Annotated in this window: 19 protein-coding genes; 13 read left to right on the top strand and 6 right to left on the bottom strand. The window is 62.4% G+C overall.

Features of this window, described 5'->3' with window-relative positions; translation table 11 throughout:
- Positions 1 to 4: 4 nt before the first annotated feature.
- Positions 5 to 562 (bottom strand): recombinase family protein, encoded by a 558-nt coding sequence (locus DAAJ005_RS18820; RefSeq protein ID WP_151848787.1) that lies wholly within the window; start codon positions 560 to 562, stop codon positions 5 to 7.
- A 104-nt stretch (positions 563 to 666) separates the two neighbouring features.
- Between DAAJ005_RS18820 and DAAJ005_RS18815 the strand changes: the two genes are divergently transcribed.
- Positions 667 to 1,155 (top strand): hypothetical protein, encoded by a 489-nt coding sequence (locus DAAJ005_RS18815; RefSeq protein WP_151848786.1) that lies wholly within the window; start codon positions 667 to 669, stop codon positions 1,153 to 1,155.
- A 267-nt stretch (positions 1,156 to 1,422) separates the two neighbouring features.
- Here the strand turns inward: DAAJ005_RS18815 and DAAJ005_RS18810 are convergent, their stop codons facing one another.
- Both DAAJ005_RS18810 and DAAJ005_RS18805 read right to left on the bottom strand, forming a co-directional pair.
- Positions 1,423 to 2,055: a response regulator transcription factor gene (locus tag DAAJ005_RS18810; protein WP_151848785.1), complete on the bottom strand. Its 633-nt coding sequence runs from the start codon at positions 2,053 to 2,055 to the stop codon at positions 1,423 to 1,425.
- Positions 2,045 to 3,583 carry a HAMP domain-containing sensor histidine kinase gene (locus DAAJ005_RS18805; protein ID WP_151848784.1) on the bottom strand — a complete coding sequence of 513 codons (1,539 nt, stop codon included), beginning with the start codon at positions 3,581 to 3,583 and terminating at the stop codon, positions 2,045 to 2,047. The genes DAAJ005_RS18810 and DAAJ005_RS18805 overlap by 11 nt, the downstream gene beginning before the upstream one ends.
- A 111-nt stretch (positions 3,584 to 3,694) precedes the next feature.
- Between DAAJ005_RS18805 and kdpF the strand changes: the two genes are divergently transcribed.
- The 5 genes from kdpF (at position 3,695) to DAAJ005_RS18780 (ending at position 9,416) form a co-directional block, all read left to right on the top strand.
- Complete coding sequence (gene kdpF, locus DAAJ005_RS18800; RefSeq protein WP_075831335.1) at positions 3,695 to 3,775, top strand: K(+)-transporting ATPase subunit F; 81 nt, start codon at positions 3,695 to 3,697, stop codon at positions 3,773 to 3,775.
- Positions 3,776 to 3,859: 84 nt separating this feature from the next.
- The gene (kdpA, locus tag DAAJ005_RS18795) at positions 3,860 to 5,551 is read left to right on the top strand and encodes a potassium-transporting ATPase subunit KdpA (RefSeq protein ID WP_151848783.1); all 1,692 of its coding nucleotides are present in this window, start codon (positions 3,860 to 3,862) and stop codon (positions 5,549 to 5,551) included.
- Positions 5,548 to 7,626 (top strand): potassium-transporting ATPase subunit KdpB, encoded by a 2,079-nt coding sequence (gene kdpB / locus DAAJ005_RS18790; protein WP_151848782.1) that lies wholly within the window; start codon positions 5,548 to 5,550, stop codon positions 7,624 to 7,626. Before kdpA ends, kdpB begins: the two co-directional genes overlap by 4 nt.
- 28 nt (positions 7,627 to 7,654) lie before the next feature.
- Entirely contained in the window at positions 7,655 to 8,284 is a 630-nt protein-coding gene (kdpC, locus tag DAAJ005_RS18785; protein ID WP_151848781.1) for a potassium-transporting ATPase subunit KdpC, read from the top strand.
- A gap of 4 nt (positions 8,285 to 8,288) precedes the next feature.
- On the top strand, positions 8,289 to 9,416 hold the full coding sequence (locus DAAJ005_RS18780) for a sensor histidine kinase KdpD (RefSeq protein ID WP_226342717.1): 1,128 nt from the start codon (positions 8,289 to 8,291) through the stop codon (positions 9,414 to 9,416).
- Positions 9,417 to 9,435: 19 nt separating this feature from the next.
- On the opposite strand, the gene DAAJ005_RS18775 is transcribed toward DAAJ005_RS18780, so the two are convergent.
- Both DAAJ005_RS18775 and DAAJ005_RS18770 read right to left on the bottom strand, forming a co-directional pair.
- Complete coding sequence (locus DAAJ005_RS18775; RefSeq protein ID WP_151848780.1) at positions 9,436 to 10,785, bottom strand: TrkH family potassium uptake protein; 1,350 nt, start codon at positions 10,783 to 10,785, stop codon at positions 9,436 to 9,438.
- A complete protein-coding gene (locus DAAJ005_RS18770) occupies positions 10,782 to 11,183 on the bottom strand; it encodes a hypothetical protein (protein WP_151848779.1) in 402 nt (133 codons plus the stop codon). Before DAAJ005_RS18770 ends, DAAJ005_RS18775 begins: the two co-directional genes overlap by 4 nt.
- Before the next feature lie 77 nt (positions 11,184 to 11,260).
- On the opposite strand from DAAJ005_RS18770, the gene DAAJ005_RS18765 reads away from it, so the two are divergent.
- Positions 11,261 to 11,491 (top strand): hypothetical protein, encoded by a 231-nt coding sequence (locus DAAJ005_RS18765; RefSeq protein WP_151848778.1) that lies wholly within the window; start codon positions 11,261 to 11,263, stop codon positions 11,489 to 11,491.
- Positions 11,492 to 12,115: 624 nt separating this feature from the next.
- On the opposite strand, the gene DAAJ005_RS18760 is transcribed toward DAAJ005_RS18765, so the two are convergent.
- Positions 12,116 to 12,406 carry an HNH endonuclease gene (locus tag DAAJ005_RS18760; protein ID WP_151848777.1) on the bottom strand — a complete coding sequence of 97 codons (291 nt, stop codon included), beginning with the start codon at positions 12,404 to 12,406 and terminating at the stop codon, positions 12,116 to 12,118.
- 195 nt (positions 12,407 to 12,601) lie between these two features.
- Here DAAJ005_RS18760 and DAAJ005_RS18755 point away from each other — a divergent pair, with 195 nt between their 5' ends.
- From DAAJ005_RS18755 to DAAJ005_RS18730, 6 genes are all read left to right on the top strand, one after another.
- The gene (locus DAAJ005_RS18755; protein WP_151848776.1) at positions 12,602 to 13,054 is read left to right on the top strand and encodes a hypothetical protein; all 453 of its coding nucleotides are present in this window, start codon (positions 12,602 to 12,604) and stop codon (positions 13,052 to 13,054) included.
- A 387-nt stretch (positions 13,055 to 13,441) separates the two neighbouring features.
- Entirely contained in the window at positions 13,442 to 13,918 is a 477-nt protein-coding gene (locus DAAJ005_RS18750; RefSeq protein WP_075836094.1) for a hypothetical protein, read from the top strand.
- Entirely contained in the window at positions 13,915 to 14,511 is a 597-nt protein-coding gene (locus DAAJ005_RS18745) for a hypothetical protein (protein WP_151848775.1), read from the top strand. Before DAAJ005_RS18750 ends, DAAJ005_RS18745 begins: the two co-directional genes overlap by 4 nt.
- Positions 14,512 to 14,556: 45 nt before the next feature.
- The gene (locus DAAJ005_RS18740; protein WP_151848774.1) at positions 14,557 to 14,955 is read left to right on the top strand and encodes a hypothetical protein; all 399 of its coding nucleotides are present in this window, start codon (positions 14,557 to 14,559) and stop codon (positions 14,953 to 14,955) included.
- Between the two features lie 23 nt (positions 14,956 to 14,978).
- On the top strand, positions 14,979 to 16,820 hold the full coding sequence (locus DAAJ005_RS18735) for a type IV secretory system conjugative DNA transfer family protein (protein ID WP_192930987.1): 1,842 nt from the start codon (positions 14,979 to 14,981) through the stop codon (positions 16,818 to 16,820).
- Between the two features lie 55 nt (positions 16,821 to 16,875).
- The gene (locus tag DAAJ005_RS18730; protein ID WP_151848772.1) at positions 16,876 to 17,994 is read left to right on the top strand and encodes a hypothetical protein; all 1,119 of its coding nucleotides are present in this window, start codon (positions 16,876 to 16,878) and stop codon (positions 17,992 to 17,994) included.
- The last annotated feature ends 450 nt before the right edge of the window (positions 17,995 to 18,444 follow it).

The following is an 18,444-nucleotide window of genomic DNA, read 5'->3' as shown; positions in this document are numbered from 1 at the left end:
AAATTCAGGGTTGCCGTTGTAACAGTCGGGTAACGGTGCTGGGATGGACGCCAAATAGACGGGCGCACTGTGCCGCCGTGCGCTGCCCAGACTGCACCGACTCACGGATGTCCTGTTCCTGGTGCGGCAGCAGTTTACGTTTACGGCCACCGACACGCCCTTCCAATCGGGCCTGTTCCAGTCCCGCTTTGGTTCGCTCGCGGATCATGGCACGCTCGAACTCGGCGAAGGCCCCCACCATCTGCATCATCATCCGGCCCGCCGGGGTGGTGGTGTCGATGGCCTCAGTCAGACTGCGGAAGCCCACGCCCCGTTCGCTCAGCAACTCCATCAGGTGCAATACATCCTTGAGGCTGCGGCTGAGGCGATCCAACTTCCAAACGATGACGGTGTCCCCGGCACGGAGCTGGTCTAACATCTTGTGAAGCTCGGGGCGGTCCCACCGTCCACCAGAAGCGTGTTCGGTGAATACACGCTCAGCCCCCGCTACCTCCAGTGCGCGTAGTTGCGCGGCAGTGTCCTGTTCATGTTGCTTGCTGACGCGAGCGTAACCGACTTGCATAGGGCCTCCAGAATTGCGAAAACGTGTTGCCAATATAGATCATTTCAAGAGTAGGACGGGGCAGCAGTTCACCCGGAACTTGTAGGCGACGCGATACTGTCCCCATGAATCTCGCGCCTTTCGTTGTGCCGATGGCTGCCGCCGAGATGAAAGTAGCCCTGCGCCGCTTGCGCCTGCCCCCGGACGCAGAGTGCCGTGGGGTGATTCCAGCGGACGCCCTGTCCAATCTGCCGGAAAACATTCCAGACGGCTGGGTGCTCCCGGGCGTGCAGGAGTGGTGGGCGTCCCTGACGGCGGAGCTGCTGAGCGGCAGTCACGGTGAGGTGCGGCTGATTCAGGATCGGCGCGGCCTGCTGGGATTGGGCACGCAGCACGCCGGCCCGGCTTCCGTGGAAAGCGTGCTGGAAGTAGTGGCGCTGGAGGCGGACCTGCTGTCCTCGTCGAGCATCTTCACGCTGACCTGGGGCGTGACAGGCCGTGGAAAGCGGACACAAGCGCTGGGCGCAGCCTTCAGCATGGCGGACCATGTGGGCCTGTGCCTGTGCGCGCAGCCTGCCGAATTGCTGCGCCTGAGAACGTGGTGGGCGGGATGAGGGTCCCCTGTCTGTCTTGAAGTCCAGATGATGATTTGCCCTCTCCAAGCAGAGGTGACCAGAAGTTCGACATCTGGCCTCCAGTGTTGCGAAAACATGTTGCCAGTGTCGGTCATTACGCAATATAGTTTCGCAACGTTAGAAGCCGCTTGCCATCACCCGATCCAAATCGTTGCGTTATCGAACGTTATCGCACGGCTCTGAGTTGGCATGACAGACCAGTTCTATGCAAGTCGATCAGATTCTGGTCCTCGTCCGACGAAGTCTTTAGAGCAGGCCTTGCCGCAAAGCCTTGACTGCTGCCTGGGTGCGGTCTGCCGCCTGCAACTTGACCAGCAGATCCTGCACGTACAGCTTGACCATGCTCATGCTGACGCCCAGTTCGGTGGCAATGTCCTTGTTGGGCATGCCGTCGGCGATTAAACGCAACACTTCCAGCTCGCGTGGGGTCAGCAGTGGAGCCGTCCCCGGAGTACGCACACTGCCCAGGACATGATGGGCCACCTGTGGATCCAGGTACGCGCTGCCTGCCGCCGCAGCCCGCACCGCCAGCAACAGCAGTTCAGGTTTCGCACTCTTCAGGCAGTAAGCCGCCGCTCCAGAAGCCAGGGCGGCAAGAACCTCCTGGCGCAGATTGTGGGCGGTGAGCATCACGATTTTGACGTCCGGCCAGCCGCGTTTAATCTCGGCGGCGGTCTGGATGCCGTCCATGCCAGGCAAGCCGATGTCCACCACCGCCACATCCACCTCCGTCCCAACCAGTTGCTCCAGGGCTTCCTCGCCGCTGCGGGCCTCGGTGACCACCTTTAGATCGGCTTCCAGATTCAAAGTCGCCCGCAGACCATCGCGGGTGAAGGCGTGATCTTCCACCAGCAGAATGCGGATCACCTCATCCGACATGGGGCGTCTCTCCGGTCACGGGCAGGGTCAGGGTGAAAAGGCTGCGGTTCTGACCTGTGCGGGTGTAGCGAACGCTCCCGCCGTGGGCCTCCGCTATCCGGCGGGTCAGGTACAGGCCCAGCCCCGTGCCACTGCCCGCACCCCCGCCCCGGAAACGCTGAAACAGTTGCGGCTGACGGGCAGAGGACACTCCTGGCCCCTCGTCCTGCACACTCAACGTAGCCTCGCCGTCCTCCTCGGTCAAAGAGAGGCGCAACGTCGTACCGGGCGGGCTGAACTTGACCGCGTTGTCCAGCAGGTTCTGAATCGCGCGTCTGAGATCGTGGGGGCGGCCCCACAGCCGCACGGCCCGCAGGTCACGCTCTACGGTGAGGCGACTGGCCTCAATGCGCGGACGCAGGTCCTCCAACACGCTTTGCGCCAGTGCCCGCAGGTTGACATCATCCATCTCGTCATCGGTTTCGCCGCTCTCGTACTTGGTTACGAGCAGCAGCTTCTCGGCCAGGGCAAGCAGTGTGGCGTTGGACTCCAGACCGTTTCCCAGGGTGGCGCGGTAAGCCTCCGGCAGCGGGCCGTATGCGCCGCGCATAGCCGCTTCCATATTCATGGCGTTGGCCAGCAGCGGCGTGCGGAGGTCATGCGAGAAGGCATAGACCAGATCGCGCAGCAGTTCGCCGCGTTCGCTGACCTGCTCGCGCTGAACGCGCAGATCATCCAGCAGGGCGGTGCGCTCCAGCAGGGGTTGCAGCGCAGAGACCGCTTCAACCGTCAGGGCCAGCGGGGTTTCAGGACGGTGGAGGATCAGCAGCAGGTCGCTGTCCTCCGAACGCCGCAGCCGTGCCAGCACGAAGGCCCCACCTTCCGCCGCCCACACGTCGCCCGCGCCCACTGGCTGGGCCAGATACTCCAGAGGCAATCGGGTGTCCAGCCGGGAGCGGTGATCGTCTGCTTTCAGCCCCGGGGCAAGGGTCAACGCATAGGGATGGCGCAGGATCGCCTTTTCCACCGCGCCCACCTCCACACTCAGCGCCCCGGTCAGGTGTTGCAGGGCAGCGGCAGCGCGCGACACGAATTCGGCCTGACCCAGCGGGCCTCCCATGTCCTCGGCCAGACGGCGCAACAGACGTTCGCGCCGCAATTGGCGTTCGTCCTCGGCGTTTTGTAGGGCACGTTCGGAGGCGTCACGGGAGCGCAGGGTCAGCCCGCCCACCAGCAGGATCGCCAGCAGGCTGACGACGCGGTTGGACAGATCGGCGTTGGAAAAGCCGTCCTCCAGCGCGTTCTCCACGGCGGCCAGCAGCGAGGCCGCCACGCCCAGCAGCGTCAGGATCACCACCGGGCGGCGCGACGTTCCCAGCGCGGCCAGCGCAATCGGCACGGTCAACAGTGTGCCTACCACCAGCGAGGCGGGCGTCAGCAAATCAATGAGCAACACCACGGCCAGTGCGCTCAGGCACACGCCCCACAGGGTGCTGTCGCCCAGCGGCAGTTTGGGCGGCGCGAACAGCAGGCGCAGAAATTCTCGCATCTTCCTCCGAGGCTACTTGAAAAAGGTACGGTGGCGATTGGCCACATGGCCAGTCCGACTGGCCATCTGGCCAATGGTGGGCGGGATGGCGGCGGCGCAGCATAAGCAGGTATGAATGTCTTCCTGCTTCTGCTGGTGCTGGCCCTGACCGCCTACCTCCTTTACGCACTCGTGCGTGCGGAAAAATTCTGATGGGCATCCTGTTAGGGTTACTGATCCTGCTGGCCCTGTTCGGCGTGGTGGCCTGGGCGCTGAAACTCCCGGAGAACCTCTGATATGGATATTGTTCTGACCTACCTGCTGGCCTTCGGGCTGGCTGTTCCACTCGGCTTTTTGATTGCGCGGCTGTACGCGGCCCCCGCCTCACGCTTCACGGCGGGGCTGTTACGGGTCTGCGGCGTGGACGCCTCGCGCGGCATGGGCTGGCGGCAGTACGGCGCGGCGCTGATCGGCACCAACGTGCTGCTGGGGGTGGTTGCCTACCTGATCTACGTCTTGCAGGGTGTCCTCCCACTTAACCCTGACGGCATCGCCAACATGCGCTGGGACACCGCGCTGCACACCACGGCCAGCTTCATTACCAACACCAACCAGCAGCACTACAGCGGCCAGAGCGGGCTGAGCTACTTCTCGCAGCTCGTCGCCATCGTGACCCTGCAATTTGTGACCCCCGCCGTGGGCATGGCTGCCCTGTTCGCCGTGCTGCGCGGGCTGAAAGGGCAAACGAACGTTGGCAACTATTATCTGGATGTGACCCGCGCACTGGGCGTGCTGGTGCCATCGGCCTTCATTTTGGCGCTGCTGCTCACTTCTCAGGGCGTTCCCAGCACCTACGGCGGCGCGAAGGTGGCGCAGCTCGTGGAGGCGCAGACGGTTGAAGGCAAAGCCGTGACCACCCAGACCATCCCCGTCGGCCCCGTCGCGGCGATGGTGGCCATCAAGCAGCTCGGCACCAACGGCGGCGGCTGGTACGGCCCCAACTCCTCGGTGCCGCTGGAGAACCCCACCCCCGTCAGCAACTGGCTGTCCATGACCAGCCTGATCGTCTTTCCCATCAGTCTGGTGTTCGCCTCCGGCCTGTTCCTGAACCGTCGCCGCTTCGGCGGGGCGATCATCGCCGTGATGAGCGTGACCTCAGCGGCGCTGACCTTCGCTGCGGTCATTTCCGAGCGGCAGCCCAACGCGGCTCTCTCTGGACTGGCAGCACCCGGCGGCAACTTTGAGGGCAAGGAAGTCCGCTTCGGCACCGACGCCACCGCACTGTGGGCCAGCCTGACCACCCAGACCAGCAACGGCTCAGTGGCCGGGATGCACGACAGCTTCAATCCGCTGGGCGGGCTGGTTCCGCAACTAGGGATGTTCCTGAACGACGTGTACGGCGGCATCGGCGTGGGCATGATCAACATGCTGATCTTCGTGGTGCTGACCGTCTTTATCGCGGGCCTGATGGTGGGCCGCACGCCGGAACTGTTCGGACGCAAGATTGAAGTGCGCGAGATCAAGCTGGCCTCCCTGATCATCCTGCTTCAGCCGCTGCTGGTGCTGGGCTTCACGGCGGCGACGGTGGCATTGCCGCAGTTCACGGCGAACTCCAACCCCGGCTTTCATGGGCTGTCACAGGTGCTGTATGAGTACAACAGCGCTTACGCCAACAACGGTAGCGGCTTTGAGGGTCTGGGCGACAACACGCCGTGGTGGAACATCACCTGCGCCATCGTGCTGATCCTGGCCCGCTTCCTGCCAATCCTGGGGCCGTTGGCGATTGCCGGGCTGCTGGCCACCAAGAAGGCCGCGCCAGAAACGAGCGGCACGCTGCGGGTGGACACCCCCATCTTCGCCGGAATGCTGCTGAGCGTGATGCTGCTGCTGCAACTGCTGAACTTCGCGCCCACGCTGGTGCTGGGGCCAGTGGCCGAGCAACTGACGCTGAGCCAACCTTCCTCTCCCATCACTGGAGTCCAGAAATGACCGCCCTGCCACAAACGCCTGAAACTGGGCCAAAAGCCCCCCGTAAAAACATCTTCACGGGCGAACTGGTCAGCGGGGCGCTCCGGGCCAGCGTCGTTAAACTTGACCCGCGCAGCATGGCGAAAAGCCCGGTGATGTTCGTGGTGCTGGTGGGTGCGGTGCTGACCGCTTACCTGACGGCAGCCAACATCGTCACGGGCAAAAGCTGGGGCTACGAGCTGGCGATCACCCTCCTGCTGTTTCTGACCGTGCTGTTTGCCAATTTCGCTGAAGGGTTGGCCGAGGCGCGGGGCAAAGCTCAAGCATTGGGCCTCCGCGCCGCCCGCCAGGACACGCCCGCCCGCCGCCTGCTGGACGGCGTGGAAACCACCGTCCCCAGCACCGAACTGCGCCGCGATGACCTGATTGTGGTGGTGGCGGGCGAGATGATTCCCGGCGACGGCGAGATCATTGAAGGCCTGGCCTCGGTGGACGAGAGCGCCATCACCGGCGAGAGCGCCCCGGTCATCCGCGAGGCCGGAACCGATTTCAGCGGCGTGACCGGCGGAACGCGGGTGCTGTCTGACCGCATCGTGGTGCGCGTGACTTCGCAGCCCGGCGAGAGCTTCCTGGACCGCATGATCGCGCTGGTGGAGGGGGCCAGCCGCCAGAAGACCCCCAACGAGCTGGCCCTGAGCATTCTGCTGGCCGCCCTGACGCTGATCTTTTTGATCGTGGTGGCGACGTTGCCGCTGCTGTCGCGCTTCGTGGGCATCAATGTAGACACGGTCACCCTGATCGCCCTGCTGGTGTGCCTGATTCCCACCACCATCGGGGGCCTGCTGCCCGCCATCGGCATCGCGGGGATGGACCGCGCCTTGCAGGCCAACGTGATCGCCAAGAGCGGCAAGGCGGTGGAAGTCGCTGGGGACGTGGACATCCTGCTGCTGGACAAGACCGGCACCATCACCATCGGCAACCGCCAGGCGACGCGCTTTGCCCCGCTGCCCGGCGTGAGCGAGACCGAATTGGCCCGCGCCGCCGCGCTGTCCTCGCTGGCCGACCCGACGCCCGAGGGCAAGAGCATCGTGACGCTGGCCCGCACCCTGACCGAGTTGCCCACCCAGCCAGAGAACGCCGAATTCATCGAGTTCAGTGCTCAGACCCGCATGAGCGGCGTGGACTTTGCCGACGCGCAAGGCACCGTGAAAATTCGCAAGGGTGCGGCAGACCGCATGGCTCGTTTTGCGTCTGAATTTGGGGCTGCCGCGCCCGCTGATCTGACTGCCCTCGTAGAAGAAGTGGCCCGCGCTGGCGGCACTCCGCTGACCGTGGCCGAGGTGCGCGGCGGCGTGGCCCGCGTGCTGGGCGTGGTGGCCCTGTCCGACATCGTGAAGCCGGGCATGCGTGAGCGCTTTGACCAGTTGCGCCGTATGGGTCTCAAGACCATCATGATTACTGGCGACAACCCCCTGACCGCCGAGGCGATTGCCAAAGAGGCCGGTGTGGACGGCTTTCTGGCCGAGGCCACCCCCGAGGACAAGCTCCAGATGATCAAGGACGAGCAGGCGGCAGGCAAGCTGGTGGCGATGATGGGCGACGGCACCAACGACGCCCCCGCACTGGCGCAGGCCGATGTGGGCCTGGCGATGCAGAGCGGCACCCAGGCGGCCAAGGAAGCGGCCAACATGATTGACCTGGACTCCGATCCCACCAAGCTGATTGAGGTGGTGGAGATCGGCAAGGGCCTGCTGATGACGCGCGGGGCGCTGACCACCTTCTCTATCGCCAACGACATCGCCAAGTATTTCGCCATCCTGCCCGCGCTGTTTGCCGCGCAGCTTCCCGCGCTGGGCGTGTTGAACGTGATGAACCTGGGCAGCCCACGCAGCGCGATTCTCAGCGCCGTGATCTTCAATGCCCTGGTCATTCCGATGCTGATTCCGGTGGCCCTGCGCGGCGTGCGTTACACCCCCGGCAGCGCCGATTCCCTGCTGGCCCGCAATCTGCTGATCTACGGGCTGGGCGGCGTGGTGGTGCCGTTCGTGGGCATCAAGCTCATTGACCTGCTGCTGTCCGTGGTGGGTGTCCGGTGATCACTTTTTTACTGACAGGAGTTTGCCTATGACTATCCCTTTAACCCCCGCTACTACTGTCCCCGCCGACACCACGCCTCAACCCGGCTTCTCCACCTGGCTGCGCTTCGCCCTGCTGTGGCTCCTTCTGTGCGGGCTGGCGTACCCCGCCGTGACCACGTTGCTGGCCGGAAGTCTGTTCCCGGCGCAGGCCAACGGCTCCCTAATTACGCGCAATGGTCAGGTTGTCGGTTCCGCGCTCGTCGGCCAGACGTTCAGCGGCGCGGGCGACTTTATCGGGCGGCCCAGCGCGGCTGGCAGTGGCTATGATCCTGTCAACGCTTCAGGCAGCAACTTTGCCCCCAGCAACCCAGAGTTACGGAAACGGGTTCAGGAACTGTCCACCGAAATTGCCAGACGTGAAAACATTGCCTCTACCCAGATTCCCGCCGACTTGCTGACGGCCAGCGGCAGTGGCCTTGACCCCCACATCAGTCCTGCTGGAGCCGCGATTCAGGTGGCGCGGGTGGCGCAGGCGCGTGGTCTGAGCGAGGAAAAAGTGCGCGAGCTGATCACCGCCGCTACCGAGCGTGGGGCGCTGGGGCTGGGCGGCGTGGGCGTCAACGTGCTGAAGCTGAATCTGGCGCTGGACGCGGCGGCCCCCGGAACTGGACGCTGACGCCGTGCCGGACGCCGAGCTGCCCATTGTTGAGCGCTCATCACCGCAGCGCCTGACCCTGCCCGGTCAGGGCGAGGGGTCTGCCCCCCAGCGCGGCGTCCACAAGGTCTTCATCGGCATGGCAGCGGGCGTCGGCAAGACTTACCGGGCCCTGGGCGAGTTGCGCGAGCGGCTGGCACGCGGCGAGGACGCCCTGATCGGCGTGGTGGAGACGCACGGACGCCCCGAGACCATCCGCGCCACCGAGGGATTGCCCCTGTTTCCCCGCCGCGTCATCGCTTACGGCGGCACCGAACTGACCGAACTGGACGTGGACGGCCTGCTCGCCCGCCACCCGGAAGTCGTGCTGGTGGACGAGCTGGCCCACACCAACGCCCCTGGCAGCGAACGCCAGAAACGCTGGCAGGATGTGGAGGTACTGCTCGCAGCGGGCATCACCGTCCTGTCCACCGTCAATGTGCAGCACCTGGAATCGCTGAACGACACCGTGGCCCGCCTGACCGGCGTGCGCGTGCGTGAGCGCATTCCCGACGCTGTGCTGCGCGAGGCCACCGAACTGGTGCTGGTGGATCTGACGCCGCATGACCTGCGCGCCCGGCTGAAGGCGGGCCACGTGTACGGTCCCGAGAAGATTGACCAGGCGCTAGGCAACTTTTTCACCTCACCCAATCTGATCGCGCTGCGCGAGATCGCCCTGCGGCAGGTGGCGAGCGTGGTGGAGCAAGCTGCGCCGCCCGGCAGCCCGGGCGTGCAGGAAATCGTCGTCGTTGCCATCGCCGCCGAGGAGAGCGCTGGCCGCCTGATTCGCCGGGGCGGGCAACTGGCCGCCCGGTTGCACGGGGCGCTGCATGTGGTGACGATTCGCGGCCCACGTATCACGCCTGAGCAATCGCGTCTGCTGGACACCTACCGCGCCCTGACTGGGGCGCTGAGCGGCCAGTTTGAGGTGCTGGACGGTGCGGGCGGAGTGGCCGCCGCATTGATCGGTTACGTTCAGCTCTCGCGGGCCACCCAGGTGGTGATGGGCGAGACGAGCCGCTCACGCTGGGCGGAACTGTGGCGCGGCGATATCATCAAGCAGGTGCTGAGCGGCACGCGCAACGTGGACGTGCATGTGATCAGCCGGGACTGAGATTTGGCCATCCAAACCATCAGCCCACGGTGAAATCGCGTTCCTGAGGCAGGCGCATGTCCTGCGGTTGTGCAGGGCGAAAGGCCAGCAGCAGGCTGAGAAAGCCCACCCGCCCCAGGAACATCAGGATCACCAGGACCAGCTTGCCGCTGTCCGAAAGCTGAGGGGTGAGGTTGATGCTCAGGCCCGAGGTGGTCAAGGCGCTCACCGCCTCGAAAGCCAGCGCCAGGGGCCGTTGCCCTGCGTCGGTGAGCATCAGGGCAACGGTCCCCATGACCACCGCCAGTAGTGCCAGCGTGACGACGGTCAGCGCCCGCATCAGGATGGCTGTGGGGATACGCCGTCCGGCCAGCCGGGCGTCCTGTTCACGGCGCAGGGCGGCGCGGGTCGCGGCGAGCAACACGGCGACGGTGGTGGTCTTGATGCCGCCCGCCGTCGAGCCGGGGCTACCCCCCACGAACATCAGGCCCATGATGACCAGCAGCGTGGGCGCGGCAAACTGACCGTAATCCAGTGTGGCGAAGCCCGCTGAACGGGCCACGGTGGTCTGAAAAGCAGCGTGGAGCAGTTTGGCGGAGCTGGACAGCGGCCCCAGCGTTCCGGCGTGGTTCCATTCCAGGGCAGCAAAAAGCACTGCCCCGGCGAGGAGCAAGCTGCCCATGACCTGCAACGCAATGCGTGTCTGTGTGGATAGACGGGGGGGACGGCGGCCCCTCTGAACCTGCACTTGCACACGGCGTTCGAGTTCATCCAGGGCCACGAAACCAATGCCGCCCAGCACCACCAGGGCCATCAGGGTCAGCAGCGAGGCAGGCAGCAGGCGGGCAACGCCGTCCGGCCACATCCCAAACCCTGCGTTCCCGAAGGCCATGACCGCGTGCAGCAGGGCGTAGCGCGTTCCCTGCACGGTGCCCTCCAGCCGGATCATGTCGGGGAGCAGCAGCATGAGACCAGCAAGTTGAATGCCCAGAGCCAGCGTCAGCACCCGGCGCAGCAAGGCGCGGAAGTCCTGTCCGGCACCGATGCCCAGTTCGGCCCGTGCCTGGGTGCGGCCCACCACGCCCTGCTTTCCCAGTCCCACGAAGCCGAAAGCCAGCACCAGCAGGGCCAGCGCGCCCACCTCAATCAACAGGGTCAACCACAGTTGCCCGGTAGGCGTCAGGATCTCGGCCACGTTCACGCTGCTGAGTCCGGTGGTACACACCGCGCTGGTGGCCAGCAGCAGGGCGTCCACCAGGCTCAGCGGGGCAGTGTGGGCCAGTGGAGAGAGCAGGCCCAGCGTACCGATGAGCATCAAACCCAGCACGCCCGGCACAAGCACTTGGACCGGGTTCCGGATGGTCAACGCCGGGCGAATGCGTGGCGTCACCGGGGGGAAGCCACCTGGTGGAGTTGAGCCTGACCCCCCTGGACCTGACAGCGCACCCGGATGACGTCACCGCTGTTCCACCCGGCGGGACCGCCTTCACGGACGGCGTAATCGGCGGTTACCTTGATGCCTGTCTGAACGGTTCCCGTCTGGACGACAGTGGAGGGAAGGACCCGGAATCCGTCCAGTCGGTGTCCAGCGAGCTGCTGAGTGCTGATGGCTTCGCTGCACTCCCGCAGTGCTTGCTGACGCGCCTGAATATCCTGTGCGCTAGGTTGTGGATTCATCCATGACCAGATCACCGCCACGGTCAATGGCAGCGCCAAGAGTGTGGTCAGTTTGAACTGCATGTTCGGAAGCCGCGCAGTCAGACGTGAAGAGCGAAGGGTGAGGCTCATCTTCATAGCGTGCGCTGAAGACGGTGTTCTTTGTACTGGCCGGGTGGCCAGTGGGTGTAGCCACTTGGCCAGGTGACATGCTTGACGCGGGGGAGCATCGTGTGGCCATGTCGTTCGCTTCTGAAATTCTCATTTCAAACTTACGCGCTGCGCAGGTTCGGCGGGTGTTATGTGAGTTCTGGGCCAACTGTTTGGAGACGGCCTCGTTAATCCGTCAGGGCGTGACCCCGCCGGTGCTGGTGGTCTGGGCGCTGCTGCTGGTCATGGTGGCCGTTCAGGTCCTCAGCAGTCATCAAGTCTTGAGATGACCTCTTAGCTCAGACCAGTAAGCGGTAGGTTCCCTTCTCCCATTGGCTTTAGAGTCGACACAGAGTGGATCAATGGGCGGATGTGCCTGATCCCGAACTGCGTGTCTCGTTGTTTGCGAGACTGCCGGACCCCACCCATGGCTACCGTGAGGCGCTGGAGGTGCAGGGGACGATGTACTTCCATCACTGGACTGTCGAGGAACAGTCGTTTGCCAACAGGGAGTCGTGCAGCGCGGGGGCTTCCACCTGGGGCTGGCCTTCGGCTGCCTCTGCTCCATGCTCGCGCAACTTGATCCGGCTCCAGATCTCACTCTGGGAGGCTCGCCTGCATCCCTTATAAATGTCGCTCCAGGGAAAACGAACAGTAACTTTCAGAGCCATTCCCTCCGTTTCCGCAGGGAAATCTTGAAGGGGCTGCCCTGGGCGTTCTCCTCAACATTCAGGACACCAGGCTCAAATGTAATTTAAATTACTAGAGTAATTCTCTGTTCGTAATCTCATTTCGCCCCTAGACCTGTGGAAGTTCATTTGTACTCGGCATCCCATCCTGGCTGACTTGCTCTGGATCAGGGAAATTGAACCCTACAGCCGGACATTGCAAGTGGCCCAAATAAACCTCGCCGCCTAATCCAATTCTGGCACCAGACACACAGACCCCGTCACCATCTGTTCCAGTTCAAACAGGGGGGCCATCCCGCGCGAGCGTTTGCGCTCGATATGCTCCACCACCATGTGCGCGGCCTGGCTGGGCAGCGTCAGCAGATTCTCAGGCCGCAGATCATGTTTATCCCCGTTCAGGTGGTGAATCACCTCGCCGGGCAGCAGCGCGCGGCCCAGGCTCTGAGCCGCCACCAGCCGGTGAACGTACACCTGTTTTTTCAGCGTGTTGTCCCAGACCCGCTTGTATCCGTTCATACCCACCCCCGAACTCGATTCGCAGTGTCCTCTAGCCCTGAGAAAAAATCCTGAACCTGAGTGGTGCCTGTCAGGCGAGTTGCACCCAGAGTGGCGAGGCTCTGGATCTGTCCTATTGCACATCAGATCTTGACTTTAGCACCGACAAACCGCCGAGATCTGTGCTAAAAATGCGCCATGACACAAACTGGGTTCTTGAAATTGTCAGACCTGATTGCGCAAATGGAGACGAAGATTCAGGTCAAGTATATCCAGCAGTTCCGTGAAGCAGCGAAGGGAGGCGAGATCGACTGCATGCCCATCGAGAAGTCCTTTGCCGTTCGGGGGTCCATGTACCGCGATCTGATGACCCAGCAAGGCGAAACGTTTTCCAACTGGCACCAGGAGACCCTCAGACAACTGGAGCTGACCACCATGCGCGGCGCAGCCGGGATCGCCTACGAGGATGACGTCACGAGTGGCAAAATCGATTTCAAATCCCGCGCAGAGGAATTCCGAAAATCACTGAAGAAAAAGCGGAAGCGCACCAGCAAGAAGCTGACACCGGGCGAGGCAGTGGTGGACGCAGGTCAGGCCAGTCGGCAAGTTCCCAGAGCGGCGGCGGCAGCCCAGGCAGCCGAGGCAGAGCAGGGCAAGGCGGCAGACTAGCGCGGCAGAAGTGTGACCGCCCAGGACCGGGCCCAGGCAGAGCAACCCCCAGCGTATGGGGGTCTTTTTTTGTCTCGGTTCTCCCCAGGCAGGAGCAGGGGCATGGTCTGACTAATCTTAACTTTGGCATTGCTTTCTTGAACTGATACAGTGGAATTACCGACTTTAAGGCTGATTTATTCTGTATTCTGATTTGGCTGGTGGTGGGCAGGGGCGGCGGAAGGCGGCGGGCGGGTTTCGGCAAAGTGGGCAGGATAAGGAGTAAGAGTAACGAGTTGCAAATCCGCCCACTGAGACGGCTTTTTCCGGGCTGAATTCTTACTACACCTCTACTCAACAGCACGAAGAGAAATAAATAAAAAATAGAAAGAAAATGGAGGGTGGTCCATGTCGGGTAAACAGGTGAGATTGCAGGTAGGAGTCAGCGAGGAACTGGCCAGACGCATCAAGCAAAAGTGTGACCAGGAAAATCTGTCGGTTTACTCCTACGCTGGCCACTTGCTAGAACAGGCGTTTATTTACGATTACAAAGGCACTTCAGATCAGCTTCTTGCTCCACATATTCGCTCTGCGGTGCGTCAGGAAATCAATCAGATGATGGAGAACCTGATGGAAATGATGGTCAGAAGTTACATGGAAGCTGGAACGGCCCGGCGGATGGTTCAGGCCAGTTTGATCCTGCCGCCTCAGCTTGACCGCGAGCGGGTGCGTGAGCTGGAGCGGCGCAACTGGGACAGCACGTACAAGGAATTGCGAGAGGACATCAAGGGCTTCGGAAACTGGAGACGCTTGCTCGTGGACGACCCATTCATCAACCAAGCAGACATGGAGGAGGAAGAGTCATCGCCACCATCATCAAAATGAATTTCAAGACGGCCAGTCAGGGCGCAGTGAAGGCCAGGATCGGCATGAAAAGTATTGATTACTTTACCCGGCGGCCCACGCTGGAAGCCGAGCCGGGAAACCGGGAGGTGATCACGCGAGAGGGACGGTTCCGGCTTGCTGACGATGGAGAGCAGGGCAGGCGCGAGCTGGAAAGGCGACTGGAGCAGTCGAATGGAGACCATCTGTACCGGGTGGTGATGAGCAGTGGCAACACGGGGATGACCGCTCAGGAGACAGAGCGCTGGGCGCGGAGTGTTCTTGAAAGGAACAACATCGACAACTACATGCTCGTGGTCCATGCCGGGCAACAGGGACACACGGAGCATCCCCATGCCCACGTTCTTATCCCCACCAGCGAACGGTTCACGGTGGAGGACATTGGACAGCTCAGGGCTGTGGGTGATGAGGAGCAGGAACAGGTCACCTACGCGGCGAGGGCCATCTCGATCAATCAGGACTACGAGGGTGAAACAAATCTGCCGGGCAAGGCAGGGGGCAGACAGGCTGAACGGGAGACAGAAAGCGGCGGTCCTCAGAAAAAGAGGACGGTTGATATTCAGTTTGGAAGCTAGCTGTTGGAGGTGGTCAGAATGAGATTCCAGTCGATTTATCTTGATATGAGGCCCCTGCTGACCAAGTGGCTGGGGGTGCTGGCCACACTGGTTTTTCTGTTCCTCATGGTGATGAGCGTTCGCCCGGATTTCGAGCGTGCCCTTGCCCAGTACATCAGCGTCTACAGTGAGCAGCACGAGGCGGCCCAGCAGGGCACTGGTTTCAAGTTCTGGACGGCCTGCTTGAACTCGGAGGCTTGCCGGAGTGGCCTGCTGTTGTCGTGGACCGCTCCGCTGATGGTCAAGAGCGCCCTGATCTCCGGGGTGATCTTCGGACTGTTCAGCGCTTCATTCGGTTTGTACTGGCGTCCCGAGGTCATGGCCAACCGTGATATGCGGGTGAATTCAGTCAAGGTGGAGGAGTCGCGTCAGCACTCCCCCCGGCCTCCTGGCGGCGTGCTGTGATCGTCAATTACAAACTTTTTATGATGCGGTGGGTGCTGGCGCTGCTGGTCTTCTGGGTCACCGTCTTCTTCACGATGCTGGGCCAGGGCATTTTTGCCGCCGCATTCTTCCTGGTGGGAAGCGGGCTTGTTTATCTATTTAAGGACAGTCGGCCCCAGGTCCGGCACACGGCCCACTTCGCCCACAAGGATGAAATTGCGCCGCTGACCAGAGGGGTGTTTGAAGGGGACGGCGTGATGGTGGGCTTCGCTTACAAGCAGCCCCTGGTGGTCCGCCCGGGCACCGCTGGAAAAAATGAGCTGGGACATTTTCTGTGGGTTGGCCCCAGCCGGAGCGGCAAGGGGCTGAGCATTGCCAGCAACCTGTACAACTGGGAAGGGTCAGCCATCGTCGTGGACATCAAAGGCGAGATCGCCGAGCAGACCGCCGGGTACCGCCGAGACGTGCTGGGCCAGGACGTGTTCATTCTCAATCCATCGGGTGGGGAGAGCAGCCATCAATTTGATCCTTTCAAAGAGCTGGAGACCGATGAGCAGATCTTCAGCGCGGCCATCGGGTTCATGCAGCCGGACAAGGACGGTGCGAACGCCATCTTCGCCCAGCGTGCGAGCGCGGCGCTCGCGGCACTCATCAAGGCGGCCAAAGTTTCGGAAGCGCCCACCGTCGCGTTTCTGGATTCGATGATCTACCAGCCGCACGGTCTCAAGGGAACCGCCCTCAGACTCCAGGCGCTGAATGACCCGCAGGTGACCCGGTGGCTGAACTCGTTTCTGGGGAAAGACCCGGACCAGATGGACTGGGATGAGGCAGACGGGGACCGCTTCCTGAACAATTCCTGGCAGCGGCTCAGAACGGCGGCGAGCTTCCTGATCACCCCAGGCGTCAAGCACATGACCGGGGGCAGCGATTTCATGGCCGCCGATATCGTGGACCGACCGACGACGGTGTATCTGGTGTTCCGCGAGTCCGAACTGACCCTGAACCTCGCCCTGTTCAACCTGGTCATCGACGCCATCTTCCGTTCGATCATGCGCCGCTATGACCTGAATCCCGGCCTGGAGGGTCAGAAGATCCTGACGGTCTTTGACGAGGCGTTCAGGGCCTCGCCCAACCTGCTCGCGGAGTACGCGGGCACCGTGGCCGGACGCGGAATCTACCTGTGCATCTACATTCAGTCGCTGGCCCAGCTCAGCGACATCTGGGGCAAGGAAGGCCGGACCGTGATCATGGAGAACGCCCACACCAAGGTCTTTCTGCCCGCCGTGGACCGCTCAGATGATGACCGGGAAGGCACGTCTTCTTTCGTGTCTGCGTCCTGTGGCAAGTACATGATGGAGGACCGGGGCCAGGCCAAAGAGGAACACGGCAAGGAGCTGAACACCAACGTCCGCATGACCGAGCGCGAACTGATCTCCGCGAGTGAGTTCGCCATGCTGGGGGCCGGAAAGAGCATCATCTTGTGCAACGACTTTCCCCCCATCCTGGCCCACCGACTGGAGCCGTGGCGGTTCAAGGAACACGCCAGCGCGCAGCAGTCCCCCGCGCCCAGACCCCCTGGGCGGTCAGGCACAGGGCGGTCAGACACAGGGCCGCCGGTCACCACCGAAGCGCCCCAGGCCGAGCCAGAGGCTGGCGTCCAGGCGCAGTCTTCCCCTGTTACTGAGACCCCGGCCACCGCTGGCCACGCGCCGGAAGCCGGTGCAGAAACCGCTGCGGTGTCCCCGGCCACAGCGCCCGTCAATCCGCCCCCAGCAGAGGCTGAAACAGGCGAAGATTCCGCGCCTATTCCAGTGCCACAGGTGGTGTTACCTCTAGACCTTGACACAGAAGATCAAGATGATGACATTGATCAGGGTGTTTTTTGAGCCATTTCATTGAGAATTTGAGATTTACTCAGAATATTCGTGTCAAAATACGTGAATGACGAAAGCATCTTCCTGGACCGCCCTGGCCCTGACGCTCTGCCTGGGGCACGGTCAGGCGTCGTCCCCGCAGGTGGCCTCGACGCCTGCGCCAGCGCAGAGAGCGGTGACGCCCAGCAAGCCGCCCGCTCCAAATGGTGTGGCCAGAATCAGCGCCGCACCAGCAACGCCGGGCAATGCGCCCGTGGTGAAGACTGGCCTGCAAACCATTTTCACGACCAATCAACTGACGGGAAACAGCGCCGTCAAGATGACCGCCAGCACGAACTATCAGATCGTGCTGGTTTTTCCGTCCAGGGTTCAGAGTATCGGGATCAATGCCAGCAAGCAAGACGCCGTGCTGGCGAGCATTGATCGATACGATGGAAGAGTCGTTTACATCGACGCGCTTCAGGCGGGCGGCACAGCCACAATCAATTTTCGGCTGCTGACGGCTGCTGAACAAAAGGCAGAGAAATCAGCATCAGGGGAGACGGCGGCAAGTCCTAATTCCTCTCCCGTCATTCTCAAAGTGCTGGTGGACCTCACCGACAAGGGGAGCGGCGTGCTGTCTTACACCATCAAGAACCCGGCCCCCAGGCCAGCCCCGGCCACAGCCGCTCAACCACCTGTGCAGGCCGTGAAACCCCCAGCTCCAGCGGCCAAACCGCCTGTAACTGCGAAGCCACCAGTCCCCGTGGTCAAGCCGCCCACAGTTCCAGCTCGGCCCGTTTCAGCCCCTGTGGTCAAGGCGGCACCTGCCACGGCCCGGCCAACTTCATTTGTTGGGACCAATGGCGCACTGACCCTGACCGTGAACCTGGAAGGCAACGCCAGGATGCCGAACAACCAGGCGCTCAGGTACACCGTGGGACTCAGCGGGGCCGCCGCAGGCAAGACCTACACCCTCGATACGGCCCAGACCTCTCTCCGCGTCAAGAACGTGCCCGTCAGCGATCTGAGCATTCTCAAAGGTTACTTTCCTGTCGGCGCTGCCGCTCCATTCAAGGGAACGGTAGAAGTGCCCCAGCGGGTGCTTGAGCAGGCTGGGCCGAAAGTTCTGATGTTCGTGGTCATCGAAGCCGACACCACCACCAGGGCCACTGCACGCAAGTACGTGGGCGTCATCCTCAAATGAGATGGCCGCTTGTCCTCCTGGGGCTGCTGCTGGCGGGCCACGCCACAGCCGCGACAACCGAGAAAGCCCCGAAGTATGACCGTCAGAATATTTACGACACGTCCAGCATCCGGCCCATTCCACACGCCTCATTTATCAATATTGAGAAGTTCAAACAGTACAAGGCATGTGCAGCAAAGTCCAGGAACGATAAGGACAAAGCGGGCTGCGGCAAGTACCAGTACAGTGTGCCGTACAGCTTGAGTGATGAAACGCTTCGTGTCGGTCAAGACCTGCGGCAAGCATGGCAGCGTTTTGAGGACCGTTACTACTGGCGGGCCATGCTCAATCTCAACAGCCCTTTTATGAATCTCTCGCACTGCACCATAGACTTTGGGCAGAATCAAAAAGCGGTTAAGCCAGAGTTTATTATTAATACCGAAGATTCAATGTATCCTAAAGAATTGGCAG

Origin of the sequence: Deinococcus sp. AJ005 (assembly GCF_009017495.1) — a bacterium.
Classification (GTDB): Bacteria; Deinococcota; Deinococci; order Deinococcales; family Deinococcaceae; genus Deinococcus.
This window is presented reverse-complemented; position numbering and strand designations above follow the sequence as displayed.

Coding starts and splice junctions, on each gene's coding strand:
- DAAJ005_RS18810 (WP_151848785.1), bottom strand. CDS start 2,055: ATGTCGGATGAGGTGATCCGCATTCTGCTGGTGGAAGATCACGCCTTC.
- DAAJ005_RS18750 (WP_075836094.1), top strand. CDS start 13,442: ATGTCGGGTAAACAGGTGAGATTGCAGGTAGGAGTCAGCGAGGAACTG.
- DAAJ005_RS18765 (WP_151848778.1), top strand. CDS start 11,261: ATGCTTGACGCGGGGGAGCATCGTGTGGCCATGTCGTTCGCTTCTGAA.
- kdpB (WP_151848782.1), top strand. CDS start 5,548: ATGACCGCCCTGCCACAAACGCCTGAAACTGGGCCAAAAGCCCCCCGT.
- DAAJ005_RS18730 (WP_151848772.1), top strand. CDS start 16,876: ATGACGAAAGCATCTTCCTGGACCGCCCTGGCCCTGACGCTCTGCCTG.
- DAAJ005_RS18735 (WP_192930987.1), top strand. CDS start 14,979: ATGCGGTGGGTGCTGGCGCTGCTGGTCTTCTGGGTCACCGTCTTCTTC.
- DAAJ005_RS18770 (WP_151848779.1), bottom strand. CDS start 11,183: ATGAGCCTCACCCTTCGCTCTTCACGTCTGACTGCGCGGCTTCCGAAC.
- DAAJ005_RS18805 (WP_151848784.1), bottom strand. CDS start 3,583: ATGCGAGAATTTCTGCGCCTGCTGTTCGCGCCGCCCAAACTGCCGCTG.
- DAAJ005_RS18815 (WP_151848786.1), top strand. CDS start 667: ATGAATCTCGCGCCTTTCGTTGTGCCGATGGCTGCCGCCGAGATGAAA.
- kdpC (WP_151848781.1), top strand. CDS start 7,655: ATGACTATCCCTTTAACCCCCGCTACTACTGTCCCCGCCGACACCACG.
- kdpA (WP_151848783.1), top strand. CDS start 3,860: ATGGATATTGTTCTGACCTACCTGCTGGCCTTCGGGCTGGCTGTTCCA.
- DAAJ005_RS18740 (WP_151848774.1), top strand. CDS start 14,557: ATGAGGCCCCTGCTGACCAAGTGGCTGGGGGTGCTGGCCACACTGGTT.
- DAAJ005_RS18745 (WP_151848775.1), top strand. CDS start 13,915: ATGAATTTCAAGACGGCCAGTCAGGGCGCAGTGAAGGCCAGGATCGGC.
- DAAJ005_RS18820 (WP_151848787.1), bottom strand. CDS start 562: ATGCAAGTCGGTTACGCTCGCGTCAGCAAGCAACATGAACAGGACACT.
- kdpF (WP_075831335.1), top strand. CDS start 3,695: ATGAATGTCTTCCTGCTTCTGCTGGTGCTGGCCCTGACCGCCTACCTC.
- DAAJ005_RS18760 (WP_151848777.1), bottom strand. CDS start 12,406: ATGAACGGATACAAGCGGGTCTGGGACAACACGCTGAAAAAACAGGTG.